The organism is Faecalicatena contorta (assembly GCF_001404335.1).
Taxonomy (GTDB): Bacteria; Bacillota; Clostridia; order Lachnospirales; family Lachnospiraceae; genus Faecalicatena; species Faecalicatena contortus_B.
The window spans coordinates 1-14,671 of record NZ_CYZU01000045.1 but is presented as its reverse complement, the minus strand read 5'-3'; the positions used below and the strand labels follow the sequence as shown (position 1 = coordinate 14,671).

General features: G+C 48.6%; 10 protein-coding genes. 1 reads left to right on the top strand and 9 read right to left on the bottom strand.

Annotated elements, in window-relative coordinates; all coding sequences use genetic code 11:
• Positions 1–52: 52 nt before the first annotated feature.
• The 9 genes from ARB69_RS18695 to ARB69_RS18655 all read right to left on the bottom strand — a co-directional run bounded on the left by ARB69_RS18695 (position 53) and on the right by ARB69_RS18655 (position 12,242).
• Complete coding sequence (locus ARB69_RS18695; protein ID WP_025656225.1) at positions 53–1,264, bottom strand: hypothetical protein; 1,212 nt, start codon at positions 1,262–1,264, stop codon at positions 53–55.
• A gap of 246 nt (positions 1,265–1,510) precedes the next feature.
• Positions 1,511–2,539 carry a LacI family DNA-binding transcriptional regulator gene (locus ARB69_RS18690; RefSeq protein WP_025656224.1) on the bottom strand — a complete coding sequence of 343 codons (1,029 nt, stop codon included), beginning with the start codon at positions 2,537–2,539 and terminating at the stop codon, positions 1,511–1,513.
• Positions 2,540–2,690: 151 nt separating this feature from the next.
• Positions 2,691–3,665, bottom strand: a complete 975-nt coding sequence (locus ARB69_RS18685) for a glycyl-radical enzyme activating protein (RefSeq protein ID WP_025656223.1) — start codon at positions 3,663–3,665, stop codon at positions 2,691–2,693.
• 12 nt (positions 3,666–3,677) lie between these two features.
• Entirely contained in the window at positions 3,678–5,942 is a 2,265-nt protein-coding gene (locus ARB69_RS18680) for a pyruvate formate lyase family protein (protein WP_025656222.1), read from the bottom strand.
• 135 nt (positions 5,943–6,077) lie between these two features.
• Positions 6,078–8,618 carry an ABC transporter permease gene (locus tag ARB69_RS18675; RefSeq protein ID WP_055154664.1) on the bottom strand — a complete coding sequence of 847 codons (2,541 nt, stop codon included), beginning with the start codon at positions 8,616–8,618 and terminating at the stop codon, positions 6,078–6,080.
• On the bottom strand, positions 8,615–9,304 hold the full coding sequence (locus ARB69_RS18670) for an ABC transporter ATP-binding protein (protein ID WP_055154663.1): 690 nt from the start codon (positions 9,302–9,304) through the stop codon (positions 8,615–8,617). Before ARB69_RS18670 ends, ARB69_RS18675 begins: the two co-directional genes overlap by 4 nt.
• Before the next feature lie 81 nt (positions 9,305–9,385).
• Positions 9,386–10,375 carry a sensor histidine kinase gene (locus tag ARB69_RS18665; RefSeq protein ID WP_055154662.1) on the bottom strand — a complete coding sequence of 330 codons (990 nt, stop codon included), beginning with the start codon at positions 10,373–10,375 and terminating at the stop codon, positions 9,386–9,388.
• Complete coding sequence (locus ARB69_RS18660) at positions 10,362–11,048, bottom strand: response regulator transcription factor (RefSeq protein WP_025656218.1); 687 nt, start codon at positions 11,046–11,048, stop codon at positions 10,362–10,364. The genes ARB69_RS18665 and ARB69_RS18660 overlap by 14 nt, the downstream gene beginning before the upstream one ends.
• A gap of 246 nt (positions 11,049–11,294) precedes the next feature.
• On the bottom strand, positions 11,295–12,242 hold the full coding sequence (locus tag ARB69_RS18655; RefSeq protein WP_055154661.1) for an AraC family transcriptional regulator: 948 nt from the start codon (positions 12,240–12,242) through the stop codon (positions 11,295–11,297).
• 212 nt (positions 12,243–12,454) lie between these two features.
• Between ARB69_RS18655 and gnpA the strand changes: the two genes are divergently transcribed.
• Positions 12,455–14,608 (top strand): 1,3-beta-galactosyl-N-acetylhexosamine phosphorylase, encoded by a 2,154-nt coding sequence (gnpA, locus tag ARB69_RS18650; protein WP_055154660.1) that lies wholly within the window; start codon positions 12,455–12,457, stop codon positions 14,606–14,608.
• Positions 14,609–14,671 lie beyond the last annotated feature (63 nt).

Below are 14,671 nucleotides of genomic sequence, written 5' to 3'. Positions count from 1 at the left end.
CTGGGAAGGCTCCTTGATGTGGACAGTGTATGGATTCGCTTGGTGGTACAGCTTAATCCAGAATCAGATCAGGATTGTCTGAAAAGTGTTTCAGTATAACAATTGGGTCTGTTTCTGATGGGTTTACGATCTTTACGCCTTCTTTTGCTGCCTTTTCGGTCACAAAGTACTCATCGTGGGTAAGCTGACCATAGCGGATCAACGCGGGGGATTCTATCTCCCACACGCCAAATGTTCCATGCCCTTCCAGGCAGATCAGGCCGTATGGTGCGCTGTCTTTTATGAAGACTGTACGCCCGGGCAGTACTGTCAAACGTTTTGCGCTGACACAGTCACATTTATAGCAGATCCACTCCTCTATATATCCATCCTGCAGCATTTCTTCCATAGGACGTACTGGTTTGGGCCTCATATAATTATGCTTATGAAAATCAGGGTCGATATTCTTTTCCCAGTCAATGACATCCAGAAGATACTCATAATTCCCCTTTTCTTCTTCCGGACAGTTCTTCCAGAGCAGGTCTTCGCCTACCACCTGTCCGTTCAGCAGTACGGACTGATACATGGCATAGACATCTGATGCAAACTGTGGTTCATATGTACACAGTGAGCCCGGTGCATGCATAACTCCCGGGTCTACATGGAAACCGGTATCGTGTTCCAGCTTATATGCTCTGGAGAGGCCGAGAATGTTGTTATCACCCTTCTTAAAGTTTCTGAGGCTTTCCAAGACCTCCTCTTTCGTGGTTTCCGGATTAAATCCGAAAAATGTGAAGGGGAACTCTCCTCCATGGTTATTCAGCTGGGATGGGAAAAAGTACATTTCGGGTTTACCGTCTGCCCCCACTCTTTCTGCGTGTGCCTGGCGGTGATGGATATGATGAGGCAGAGGCCCGGCATTGTCAAAGAATTTAGAAAACATAGCCCATCGATGGTACTTATTCCACAGCTTCTCTCCGATCAGCTCTGCGCCTGACAGTTCAACTGCGTCCCGCAGGAGAATCCGCTCGTTCCCCTCTTCGTCAGCTATAATATAGCTTAACCCTTCATCCTCCGGAGTTCCCGGCCCATTTTCCGCCCATGTCGTGGAAGAAAACCACCGTTCATCAATTCCGCCCCGCGTGCCCAATATATAGTAATCATCGGGGTGCAGTTTAATTCTCTTCCCCGGACGGCAGAATGCTCTGGGTACCCAGGCCGGCGCCAGGCGGAGCACTCCTTTTCCCTTTGACAAAGCTTTTTCTGTCAGACCTTTTTTGTCCATAATAGCCTCCTTACTCATTTTATCGAAAACTCTTTACGAGGTACTAGTATAAGCCACACTAAATGCCTTGCTGGTTTATACTAGATGAGTTTAGACTATCACGCCAGAAAACGTTCGTCAATTCAAAATAATATTTTCGGCTTAATACACATTTTATGACGCAATTCATCGTGTTTTAGCACAAAAAAGGAGCGAACGCCAGAAAACATTCTTCGTTTTGTTCGCTCTGGTTATCGATGCCGGCACTTACCATCCGAATAATTCCCACTCGCTCGCTGCCAGTTTATTCGTAGATCTTCGAACAATCAGATTACAGGGCAGTTCTACGCTTTTTTCTTTTATATCCGGGTCTGCCAGCATTTTTACCGCCATACGGCCCATTTGATACGTGGGAACATTAACCGTTGTCAAAGACGGCTCTATCATTGACGATACGCTCAGATTATCAATCCCGGTCACAGCAAACTCATCCGGAATCGTCCGCCCCTCCGACCGGACCGCCTTAATTGCTCCTATCGCCATCTGGTCGTTCGCTGCAAATATAGCAGTCAGGCCCCGGTTCCTGATCATCAGCTCCTTCGCCATCATATATCCGCTGTTTGGCGTAAAATCGCCCTCTGCAATCAGATCCACCGAATAGGGCACGCCGAATTCTGCCAAAGCTCTCTTGTATCCCTGGACCCTGCATATTGTAAGAGGATTAGACATCTTGCCTGATATGTGGGCGACACGCCGGTGTCCGTTTTCCAACAGTTCCCGGGTCGCCATATATGCATTCTTCTCATGATTTACATACACACTTCCGAACCCCGTTTCCTCCAGTTTTCTCTCCAGAGTTACAACCGGGATCCTCCGTTCCAGAAACGTCTGTTTTATAAAACTGAAATATTCCTTTTCTTCTGTAGCCGGGCAGACAGTATCAATAAGAATTCCGCACAGCGCCTGCTTCCGGATCGTTTTGATGAACCTTTTTTCCTTATTAAAATCGAAATCCGAGTTGCCAACTACCAGGACATATCCCTCTTCTGCCACCGTGTCTTCGATTCCGTTCAGGAGATTAGAAAAAAATGTGCTTGCAATATTCGGAAGAACAACCGCAATAATCTTATCTCTTTTTTTCTGCCTTTCCGGAAGCTGATACCCCAGCTCACCAGCTGTTTCAAGCACCCTGCTCCGGATCTCTTCACTCACATATTTTCCGCTGTCACTTAAGACCGCTGAAACCGTAGATAAAGATACGCCGGCAGCCTTTGCCACATCTCTCATACCAGGCATCTCCGCAACCTCCCTGATCTGTGTTTTATACTATGGTACTCCGGCAGCGAACGTTTGTCAATTCATTTTCCTTTTATTTAGATTCCTTTCCCACCGAAGCCTCCGGCTCACGCTGGAAATCCCCAACCTAAGAGACTACATGAACATTGTATTATTCTCCATTGGGGACTGCTGATGCAGCCCCCTGTTTTCTGGTCAGCCCTGAGACTACAAGATACCCATCTGCATATTTCCCGGCTGCCTCCGCCAGTTTCTGCACCTCTTTTTCTTCCATCAGTTCAGTTGTGTCATAATCCCATTCCTGTCCAATCTTAGCATATTTCTCTTTACACACATTATTAAATGCACATAATTCCCAGCGTTCTGTCACATCCGCCAGTTCTTTCCGAACAAACAGGCCGATTTCCTCTATATTTTCTTTTGCTGCTGTCGCCCCCGGAATTAACGGCGTCCTGATCCACAGCCTTGTGTCCCTCTTTTTCCGAATTTTACCGGCTATGAACTTCAGGTTATCCAATATGATCTTGTTGCTGACGCCCGTATATTCTCTATGCAGTTTTTCATCCATGAATTTGATATCATAGAGAAATGTATCCACATATGGATATATCTCCTCGTAAACCTCTTTCTTACCGAAACCAGATGTATCCAGTGCGGTATCCACACCCTGACGCTTCAGCGCCTCCAGAAATTCAGCCAGAAACCGGTGCTGGAGCACAGGTTCGCCGCCCGACACGGTCACCCCTCCTGAAAAATCGTCAAAAAACATATCGTCTTTACATGCCTCTTTCACAAGCCGGGCTGTTTCCCAGTATTCTCCCACCGTGCCCATCGCTTTTGCCGGGCACTGGTCAGCACAGGTGAAACATTGTCTGCAGGCTGTTCTGTCGATCCGTATCCCACCGGTCTCCGCAGCCAGCGCATTTCCCGTACAGTGGGCGGCGCAGCTCATACAGCCGATACATTTTTTTGCATCCCACTGCAGCTCCCTGTCCGGACTGATACTTTCCGGATTCTGGCACCACCTGCAGTGCAGGGGGCACCCCTTCAAAAACACAGTGGTGCGCATACCAGGCCCATCGTGGGTTGTTCCTCTGTGTATGTCAAAAACCAGTCCCTTTTCCATCTTTCTTCCCCGCTAAACACTTGTATAATTTACTCTGTTCACAAATTCTTTTCTGAACTCGTGATCCATAACCACAAAATGAGCGCTGTACCCGGTGACCTTTACGACAATGTCCGCATATTCCGGGTTCTCGATATCGTCTACCGCCCTCTTAAGCTTTTTCAGATCGATTACATTAAAGTTAATCTGAATGCCGCCCTTCTTCATGTATGCCTTAGAAAAGTTTTCGATATATGCGCCTTTGTTTTCCTTTCCGTCAAAGAATTTCGGCTGCAGTTCGATCTGCAGCGAACCGCCCTGGTACTCTCTGAAAGGCACCTTCAGTAAGGACTTTGCGGTTGCAGTGATCCCCTCATGGTTTCTTCCATGCATAGGATTGCACCCATGCGCGATCGGTTCCTCGGCAAACCTGCCGTCCGGCGTCGCGCCCAGTATAGGACCGGCATAGGTATGCCCCATATATTGGAATAAAGAGGCCCGGAAGTTGAAGCCTTTGATATTGCGCTGTTCCTCCAGCGTATCGTGGATATTTTCCGCTACTCTTACGTACATCTCGTCCACACCGTCCCGGTCGTTCCCGAATTTCTCCTGGTTCAGCATGATCTGGCGCATGATTTCGTGATCTTTCCAGTTGTTCTGAACAGCCTTATTCAGCTGGGCCATCGTATATTTCTTTTCCTCGAACACCACTTTCTTTATGGCGTACAGAGAATCCACCACATTGGGCACTCCCAGAACATTAACAGAAGTAAATGCATTATGAGGCCCGCCTATTGACGTAACATCCAGCCCTTTTTCAATGGTGTCTTTCATGCAGAGGGTAGTGACCATTTCCGGCCATACCCGGTCCTGCCACTTATACACACAGTTCTTAAATTCGGTAAATGCTTCTGCCGTCCGCTTTACTTCCCGGGTATATAAATCCCAAAACTCCTCAAAAGTTTCTGCATTCTGTTCTTCTGCCAGCTTCATGGCTCTCTGCATGGGGGCCGGCAGAACAAAAGAGTTCAGGTCATGGTCGCTGTACTCGGCTCCCACCGCGCAGTACCACTGACAGCCGCTGTACGACACATTCCAGGCATCGTCTTCGCTGTAACCACTGTACAGCTCGGAATCCCGCATTACATCATAGTTGACCAGAGTAGGAACCCCGCAGCCGTGTCTTGTCACCACGTCACATGCATAGCTGTAGTAGTCCGGATCCATATCTTCATGCCACATCACACCCAGATGATTATAGCCGCCTATCATATCGTAGGCCTCCAGTCCGATCCAGCTGATTTCATTGGTGGCGTCCCGGCCTTCCCGGTCTCTTCCGCCGAAGGAGAAATAATTCCCGCCGTATTTCAGGTACAGTTCTGCCAGGATATCTCTGGCTTCCTCCCTTGTGATTTTCCCTTCTTCCAGATCCTTTCTATAAAATCTGATCAGCATCTGGTCCAGCCTTCCATATCCGTTGCCATGGCCGTTTATCCTCTCTACAACCTGGAATAACTGGATCCACTGTACTGCCTGCTCAAAACTCTCAGGCGCCCCCTCTGCCAGCTGTTTCATATTGGCAGCAATTTTCTGATACCTCTTCTTTTGTTCCGGGTCGCCCTCCGCCCCTGCAAGTTCCGCAGCACGCAGGGAATGCCGCATAGTATAGCGTATGATTGCCTGTACCACTTGTTCCTGTGCCTCCAGATAGGCGCGCCTCTTTTTGTTTCCATACCGTTTCCATTTTTCTTTGCTTTCCGTCACATCTTTCAGCAGTCCGGTCCATCCCTTCTTTAGGCCGATGTTAAGATCCGGGCAGGTATGTGCCAGGCTTGTTCCTCCGGCGCCCATCTGGCGCAGGTCAAATCCCAGCTCTGCCACTTCATCCGGATACACAAACTTTCTGGCCTCATCCAGCTGCCAGTGGAATTCTCCCACAATCGTCTCATTTGGATAAATTTCTGCAGGACTATGGTCCAAAAAAAAAGCATAATCCTCCGCCCAGTTAGTTGCAGAGTATTCGAAGCCCTTCACTCTGGACGGCATCTCGTCCAGATACGGAAACGGAGTGCCCACATCCACCCGGCAGTTGTGGTCCCCCAGATTGATTCTCTCGTCATCGGAAAGCGCCAGCTCTCCGGTTGCCGGTGAGAATCCCGCACTGTGCCCGGACCAGTGGTACACAAGAAATTCTGCGTTATCCACATATACATTCCTTCTCCCGCTTTTTGATAAACCGGTGCTTCTCTCCCACAATTTTTGTATTCTTTCATTTTTCCTAAATTTAGATTGTTCCATTTTAGTACCTCCATTCATGTTTCATTTTCTGTCTTTATTTTATCAGCCAATAAAAAAGCCACAACTTCCCGTTGTGACTTTAAGGTTGCATGATACAACTATTTCTGAATTAACCAGCCGTTTTGTTGTTTTATATCAATCCATCTCATCCCGCAGAGCGTCGATGATATTCTCCTTTTTGATCTTTCCTGCGGCATATACCATGGTAATAAAGACTACCAGGAACACACCAAGTATACTGGCTCCCATACTGCACCATGGGAACACAAATTTCATCTCTCCGCCCCCGGCGTTCATACCCACATAAATCAGACAGGATAGAATCCCTGCGAGGGGCAGCCCCCAAAGCATTGTCCGCACTCCGTAAAGAGAACACTCAAAACGCATCATCTTATTAAAATCCCGGTCGGACATCCCCACCGAACGGAGCATGGCAAACTCCCGCCTGCGCAGCTTGATGTTCGTGGAGATCGTGTTGAAAACATTCGCAACCGCTATGAGCGAAATCATGGTTATGAAAACAATCGCAAACAAGTTGACAATGAACGTCATATTTCGGTTCTGATCAAGAATTCCATACACATTATACAGGGTATAGTCAGCGGTTATGCCGGCTCCGTCAATCATCGCCTGCATCTCGGACGTGGACCGTCCCGGATTGTCTGACTTGAAAGTCATCCCCAGTTTTACAGGCTTTGAAGACGCCCCCAGAGCGTCAAACTGAGGTTTTGCCTGGTATGGAGCGATCACCATAAGCGTGTATCCGCGCCAGTCTCCCGGCTCTGCGGGCAGCAGATCCGGATAGGCATCTACAAAGGACGCACGGATTGTTTTGGTTTGATCTCCTGAATCGGAACGCAGCGTAAATTCCATGGGCTCTTCCTGCATATAATAATGTTCCGGCAGTATTCCTGTCACGATCATATTGTCTTCCAGCCCGCTATATTCCGTTTCGGAAAGCTCCAGGCCTTTGAGCAGGTCCTGATAGACCCCATCCTCTACAAACTGGATATCCAGCGGCGCTTCAACCGTTTCATTCGTCCCGTCATAACCAATAAGTTCCCCGAATTCATCCAGAAAATGTCTGGTCAGATCTTTCGTATTAAGTACGCAGGAATAGGTCGAAAGCGCCTGATAAGAACTTTCTTTTACTCCGCTGGCATTTTTCATATCTTCATAAAGCCGGAGGAGCTCGTCTTCTTCCATGTCCCGTGTATAGAAACAAATGTCATAGTCTTCAACTGCCACAGCAGAATTCTCTGCTATCTGGTTCAGATAGGTACCGAAAGAACTTGCCGTCACGGTCAGCACCACGCTTAACGTAAGCGACAGGATTATGCTGCGGTAACGCCGCTTGTTTCTTTTGAAGTTCTTTAACGCAAGCATCCCCTCCAGACCGTAAAGGCGTTCCGTGAGCTTTGAGGTTCTGAGCGCCCTGGCTTCCACCCTGACCTCGTTGGTCTGGCGGATACATTCCATCACAGGGGTCCCTGCAGCCTTCTTTGCCGGAATATAGGCCGATATTAAAATGGTAATCAAGCTGACAACAACCCCGGCTAAAAGAGCAGGAACCGACACTTTCAAGGTCAGCGGCACATTATCATACATCATATTTGCAAAATTCTTTGCCACAAGGGAAAGCACCAGCCGGATACTTGGAATCCCAATTAAAATCCCCAGCGGTATGCCCACAGCACCGATGCATATTCCCTCAAACATGACCGAATTGCGCAGCTGCCTTTGTGTTGCGCCCACCGACATGAGGATTCCAAACTGGTGCGTGCGCTCATTCAATGAGATGTTGAATGAATTGTAGATCAGGAATACTGAGCCGAGCATTACCAGGGCAATTAAGATTCCTCCAACCGAGTATAAAAGGACTGTAAGCAATTTTTCCCCTGACAGACCCATAAACCGCAGTACGTCATCGTTCAGAACATAGCTGTAATTATCCGGGATACCGTCTGTATAGGAATGAACTTTATAGGGATTCTTTAGCGTAACAAATACGGAAAGACTGTCCGCTGCGGCTGCATCCTCCGTTGTAATTAAAGTGTATCCCGGCGCGGCAAACTCCTCGGCAGCCGGCCGCTGGCAGATGCCCACAACCGTATAGGTCTTCTCTTGTGCCGGAACCAGTGTTTCTTCCCCGCCGCAGTATGGATCGTGCTGGCTGAGCTTCTGGCCGTCTTTCATGCGGCTTCCCACCTGCAGGGTGATCGTGCTGCCCACCGGAATTTTCACCCCGCCGTTTGCTGCAATATGCGCCGGTATCAGAACCTCGCTGCTGTTCTTGGGCATTCTTCCGGAAAGAAGCTGTAGTGGCAGAGTTTCCAAGGCTTCTTCATTCCATCCAGAAAGAAAAAGATAGGGCTTGTCGGGATTCTGGCCCCCTTCCAGCGCGGCATAACCAATGTTCTGCAGGACAGCCGTACCTGCCACCCGGCTGTCTACGGCCTGAGACTGTAGATAGGCGGAATCTGCATCCGGGATTTCAACATGCCAGCCGCCATACTTTGAAGCAGCCCCAAGAATCATATAACTCTGCAGGGAAACGGCAAATGTAGCGACACCCGTGATCAGAGCCGCAGACAGGGCCACGCCGACCACCGTTACAAAGGTCCGCGTGCGGCTCTTTTTTAATCCCTGCAGGGCAACCTTGTGGAAAATATTCATGACCGCCCCACCTGCCTCTCATCCCGCACCACTTTACCGTCTGCGATCGTAATAATGCGTTCTGCCTGCAGGGCAATATTTTCATCGTGGGTAACGAGGAGAAGAGTCTGCCCATATTTTCTGTTGCTTTCTTTCAGCAATTTGATAATCTCGTGTCCATTGCGGCTGTCCAAAGCACCTGTAGGTTCGTCCGCCAGCATGACTGCCGGTGCGTTCATCAGTGCACGTCCGATGGCGACACGCTGCTGCTGCCCGCCCGAAAGCTGGTTGGGAAGATGGGACTTTCGCTCCTGTAATCCCAGCAGGTCTAATAAATCGTTCAGACGTTTTTTGTTCACTCTGCGCTTATCCATCAGGATCGGCAGTGTGATATTTTCTACAACATTCAGAGTGGGAATGAGATTGTTGAACTGGTATATCAATCCGACCTGCCTGCGGCGGAAGATGGCCAGCTTCTCATTGCTCCCTGCATAGACATCCTGCCCGTCCAGATAGATCTTACCGCTGGTGGGCGTATCCACGCCGGCTATCGTATGCAGAAGAGTGGATTTGCCAGATCCGGAAGAACCGATAATTGCAGTAAATTCCCCTTTCTCAATGGTAAGCGACACATGGTCCAGCGCGATCACCTGATTTTCTCCCGCGCCATAAACCTTACATAAATTTTCAACTTTTAAAAATTCCATTATGTGAATCTCCTTCCCTTTTTCTACTCATATAATAGAACTTCCCGCTTACATTTCAGTGACTTTCCGGTGAGAGATCCGTCACTTTGGAAAACGGATAGAAAATACCGCGCCGCCCTGGGGATGATTTTTAGCGGTAATGGTTCCGCCCTGTCGGGTGATAATGGTCTTGCAGAGTGCCAGCCCGATCCCATAACCAGCCGTACCAGTATTTTTCCCCCGATAGAACCTTTCAAACAAAACAGGCAGGTCTTCCTTATTAAATCCTGTACCGCTGTCATGAAGGGTAATACCGGTAAACAGGGGCGTATCCTCACACATAATGTGAATCTTCCCGTGATCTCCTGCACCCTCGATGCAGTTTTTAAGAATATTCTGAATTGCTTCCGACAGCCAGCCTGCATCGCCCCGAATCACGGTCCCCCTGGGTACGTCAATCTTAAGCTCGATGCTGTGCAGCTCTATTGGAATATAAAGCGGGCGAAGCGCAGTGTTAATCAGGCTGTCTACCTCGATCTGCCCGTTTTGGAACATCACAACGCCTGCATCCAGACGGGATAATTTCAGCAGCGAACTAAGCAGCCAGTCCATCTGTGCAAACAATTCCTCCGTCTCCCTGAGCAATTGCTTCCGTTCGTTTTCATCCGGGCTGTTCTCCAGCAATGACAGAATCAGATTTGCGGATGTAAGCGGGGTGCGGAGCTGATGGGCAATGTCGGCCAGTGAATCTGCCAGATGTCCTTTTTCTTTTTTCAGCGCATCGTTCTGTTCCCGGATCCGCTGTGTCATTTTGGTTATCTCGCTCTGCAGAATGGAAAGTTCCCCTTCTTCAGCTTCACTGATAAACAGATGATCCGTATTATGAAGCACAATATTGATTTGCTCTGAAATCTGTGCAATCCTTTTGTACCTGGCCCGCGTAAATACAAAAAATGCCGCGCCAAAGGCAGCGGCACAAACGAGGGCCAGTCCCCCGGCCGCCGGATTCATGTAAAATCCCGCTGCCGCAGCGGCAGCGGTTATGATAGCGAATGCAATGGCAAACTGCCGGATCTCCCTATTCCGAAACATATCCATCCCCCAATCGGTAGCCCGTTCCACGAACCGTCAAAATGATCTGCGGGTCTGCCGGATCATCCTCGATCTTCTCCCGCAGCCGCTTAATATACACGGACAACGTATTGTCGTTGACAAACTCCCCCGCCGCATCCCATAATTCATCCAGCAGCCTGTCCCTCGTAAGAATATGATTAGGATTACTGATAAAAACCAGCAGAAGGTGGTATTCAAGTGCAGAAAGAAAAACCCTGACGCCATTTTTTTTCACAATACCGCTTGCCGTATCGACAGAAAGCCCGCAGATTTCCAAAGCCGACGGCGACTGCCCCGATCTGCGAAGTGCAGTCTTGATCCGCGCAATCAATTCCCGTGGGCGGAATGGCTTAGTGATATAATCATCTGCGCCCATGTTCAACCCCGTAACAACGCTCGCCTCATCACCCGAGGCCGTCAAAAAAATCACCGGAATATCCCGCGTCTGTTTGATCTCCGTGCACACCGTAAACCCATTACCATCGGGCAGTGAAATATCCACCAGCGCCAGATCAAATCTATGCTCCGCGAACATGGCAATGGCTTCATTCTGCGTAGAAGCATGCGTAACCGCAAACCCCTCAGAGTGCAGCAAAAGCATAAGATTTTTGGCGATTGCTCTATCATCTTCCACTAAAAATATCTGTTTCATACATTTTTATCATCCTTTATTTATTTTTTAACCTCTAATAACTATAATAATCTCCATACATCTTTCATTATATTGCCCGCCCCCCTGAAATGCAACTTACAGAATTGTCATCTCCCCCCTCACTATTTTAACATTCCGGAAAATCAATACGCTGCTTCGGTTACAGCCCCTCCCCCGGCAGACGAACTTATCTGCTGACCAGATGCGCCCAGTGAAATGAAGGGGCGGCCGATCGATCCCCCAACCTCACGCCTCTGGCTGCATCCACCCATTGTAGTTTAAAAGGGTGTCGGCTATTTGCGTGCGGTATTCTCTCGGGGACATTTTTACGGTCTGCTGGAAGTTGCGGTTGAAGCTGGATACGGAACCAAAGCCCGTGTTTTCTGAGATGCTCAGGATGGAGTCTTCGGTAGTACACAGCATGTTGCATGCTTCTGCAATCCGTACCTGGTTGATGTATTCCAGGGGGGACATTCCCATGATCTGGGAGAATACTCTTCTGAAATGGGTGGGGCTCCAGTGACATAGTTCGGCAAGAGTATCTGTCGTAAAGGATTCCATGTAATTTTGTTCTATATAATCGAGTGCGGGTGAGAGTACCATGGTATTGGACTTGCTTTCATCTTCTGTAAGGGAAAGATTCCGGGAAGCTTTCAGGTTCTGGATCCGATACAGTTCGATGTACAGGGACAGCAGCAGGCCGCGTGTGCTCAGCTGGTAGCCTGGCTTTTTCCCGGTCATCTCTGAAATCACCTGCATTGCGAGGCTGTAGATTCGTTCGGAGTCTTCTTTTTTTAATAGGTACTGATATCCGTTTGTTCCTGCTGGCGCCAGGTTTATATTTTCCCAGGAACCGGGCATCCAGCCGCCGAACATCCTGCCGGGATCAAAAAACAGATAGGACCATTTGCTTTTTCTGCCCTTGTCAGAATAGGTAGTGTGAGGTATATTTTTAGGAATGCATGTCACGTTTCCTGCCTCAAATCCCAATGCCCCGCCATAGAATTCTATTTTTCCGCTCTCCGAATGGCAGATCCCTACTTCCAGACAGTTGTGAAAATGCAGGCGCCCGCTGGGAATATCCGATATCTTCCAGTGCTCCCCAGTCAAAAGCAGCACGGGAAAATACTCCGGAAGATGATAGCTGCGGAATTCCGTTATTTTATATTCTCCTTTTGAAACATTTTTACGCATATACTTCTCTCCCTGTTTTAAATTTGTGTATAGAATCCGGTGAATAAGACTGTCTAAGCCTGTCTTTCGGATGTTTGATTTATATTTTATCATAAATGGTCATTTTTGCGCACTTTTTTTATCCGGGTGATTAGACGGTATCGGTCATTTGAAGGATAATAATGCTACAAACATGTATAACACGTAATCCAAAGATAGAGAGGAGACCAGATATGAGCACAACAAAAGGGGGCTTTACCCTTCCCGGGGAAGCCGGATATGAAAAACTGACGCTTGAAATGGCAGAGAAATGGGGGGCCGATGTTATCCGTGACAGCGATGGAACGGTGCTTTCCGATGAGATTCTGGAAGCAGGATACGGTATCTACTCCACCATCTGCATCATCCGAGACCATAATGACTGGGCAAAAAAGAACATGGACAAACTGCAGCAGACTTTTCTCATCACACAACCGGTAACCGCTGCAAGTGATACGCTGGAGATTGATTTGATGAAAGATTTCTTTGAGGAGCAGTTTGCTGTCAATGACACTCCCGATGCCTTTAAATACTGGCAGGTATATGACAGAACCACCGGCCAGGAGGTTGACAGGAAGCACTGGGATTACTCAGCCGGAAACCGTCAGGTACGGCTAAAAGGGATTACTCCCTGGCATAATTACACGGTCTCCTTTATGGCATACCGTATCTGGGAAGAGATCTCTATGTACAACCATACGACCAACCATTGGGAAAAGGAGCATTTGATGCAGATTGATCCCCGTTACGAGGAGGCACAGGAGTATCTGCTTGCGTGGATGAAAAACTGGTGTGAAACGCACCAATCTACGACAGTTGTCAGATTTACTTCCATGTTTTACAACTTTGTCTGGATCTGGGGCAGTGATGTAAGAAACCGGAATTTATTCACCGACTGGGCATCTTACGATTTTACCGTCAGCCCCAGAGCGCTGGATCTATTTGCCGAGACATATGGATACAGTCTGACCGCGGAAGATTTTGTAAATCAGGGGAAATATCACGTCACGCATATGCCCGCCGGAAAGACGAAGAGAGACTGGATGGATTTTATCAATGATTTTGTAATCGAATTTGGTAAAAAACTGGTATCCATGGTTCATGACTATGGCAAAAAAGCCTATGTCTTTTACGACGACAGCTGGGTGGGAATCGAGCCTTACAACGGACGTTTTGAGGAATTTGGGTTCGATGGAATGATAAAATGTGTTTTCAGCGGCTATGAGGCGCGTCTCTGCAGCGGTGTTCCTGTGGAAACCCATGAACTTCGCCTGCACCCATATCTGTTTCCTACAGGGATAAATGGTTCGCCTACATTTCTGGAAGGGGGCAATCCGAAAGGGGAAGCCCAGAAATACTGGCAGGCCGTCAGACGCGCTGTTTTAAGATCCCCCATTGAACGGATCGGACTTGGAGGTTATCTGCATCTGGTTGAAAACAGCCCGGAATTCGTGGAGTATATTGCCGACACCGCAGACGAGTTCCGCATGCTCAAAGATCTTCACAGCCACGGAAAACCCGCTGTGTTAAACCCAAAGGTGGCTGTACTTCATTATTGGGGCGCCCTGCGCTCCTGGACATTGTCCGGACATTTCCACGAGACATATATGCATGATTTGATCCATATCAACGAAAGCCTTGCTGGACTTCCTTTTGATGTCTCATTCATCAGTTTTGAAGATGTCAAAAACGGTGCATTAAAAGGAATCGATGTCGTAATCAATGCAGGATATGCAGGAAGTGCATGGAGCGGAGGAGACTGCTGGAAAGATGAGCATACCATAAGTATTCTGACCGAATGGGTTTATAACGGCGGAACCTTCATCGGAGTCAATGAGCCTTCCGCATTGGAGGGGTGCGACACCTTTTTCCGCATGGCACATATACTGGGCGTTGATGAAGATACGGGGGCCAGAGTGTGCCATGGCAAATGGTCATTTACAGAAGAGGCCCCGGAAGGTCTCTTCCTGGCTGGAAGTTATATACATGCAAGAAAGGGAATTTATCTGACTGACGGTAAGGCATCCGTCCTCAGAGAAGAAGCTGGCATGCCAGCCGTGACTTCCTGCGGATTCGGCTCCGGCAGGGGGATATATCTGGCATCCTTTGAGTACTGTCCGGAAAATACACGGCTGCTAATGAATCTGATCCTGTACGGAACAGGCGGGCAGCTTATGCCGGAACTGGTAACAGATAACCTGCATACGGAGTGCGCTTATTATCCGGAGAGCAGTATGCTTGTCGTGATCAACAACTCCGGCCAGGAACAGAACGCAGCTGTAGTTGTAAACGGGAAGAAAATCACATGCCGGATGGAGGGCTATGGAATTTATTGTGAGCGGGTTTAAAATGCGGGGGATGTAGTACGCCTGACAGCAGCGGGGAGCGGGACCGGCCCTCAGCCGGGGGAC

Excerpts from the sequence above, each read along its gene's own strand:
- ARB69_RS18695 (WP_025656225.1), bottom strand. The coding sequence starts at position 1,264 with ATGGACAAAAAAGGTCTGACAGAAAAAGCTTTGTCAAAGGGAAAAGGA.
- ARB69_RS18690 (WP_025656224.1), bottom strand. The coding sequence starts at position 2,539 with ATGCCTGGTATGAGAGATGTGGCAAAGGCTGCCGGCGTATCTTTATCT.
- ARB69_RS18685 (WP_025656223.1), bottom strand. The coding sequence starts at position 3,665 with ATGGAAAAGGGACTGGTTTTTGACATACACAGAGGAACAACCCACGAT.
- ARB69_RS18680 (WP_025656222.1), bottom strand. The coding sequence starts at position 5,942 with ATGGAACAATCTAAATTTAGGAAAAATGAAAGAATACAAAAATTGTGG.
- ARB69_RS18675 (WP_055154664.1), bottom strand. The coding sequence starts at position 8,618 with ATGAATATTTTCCACAAGGTTGCCCTGCAGGGATTAAAAAAGAGCCGC.
- ARB69_RS18670 (WP_055154663.1), bottom strand. The coding sequence starts at position 9,304 with ATGGAATTTTTAAAAGTTGAAAATTTATGTAAGGTTTATGGCGCGGGA.
- ARB69_RS18665 (WP_055154662.1), bottom strand. The coding sequence starts at position 10,375 with ATGTTTCGGAATAGGGAGATCCGGCAGTTTGCCATTGCATTCGCTATC.
- ARB69_RS18660 (WP_025656218.1), bottom strand. The coding sequence starts at position 11,048 with ATGAAACAGATATTTTTAGTGGAAGATGATAGAGCAATCGCCAAAAAT.
- ARB69_RS18655 (WP_055154661.1), bottom strand. The coding sequence starts at position 12,242 with ATGCGTAAAAATGTTTCAAAAGGAGAATATAAAATAACGGAATTCCGC.
- gnpA (WP_055154660.1), top strand. The coding sequence starts at position 12,455 with ATGAGCACAACAAAAGGGGGCTTTACCCTTCCCGGGGAAGCCGGATAT.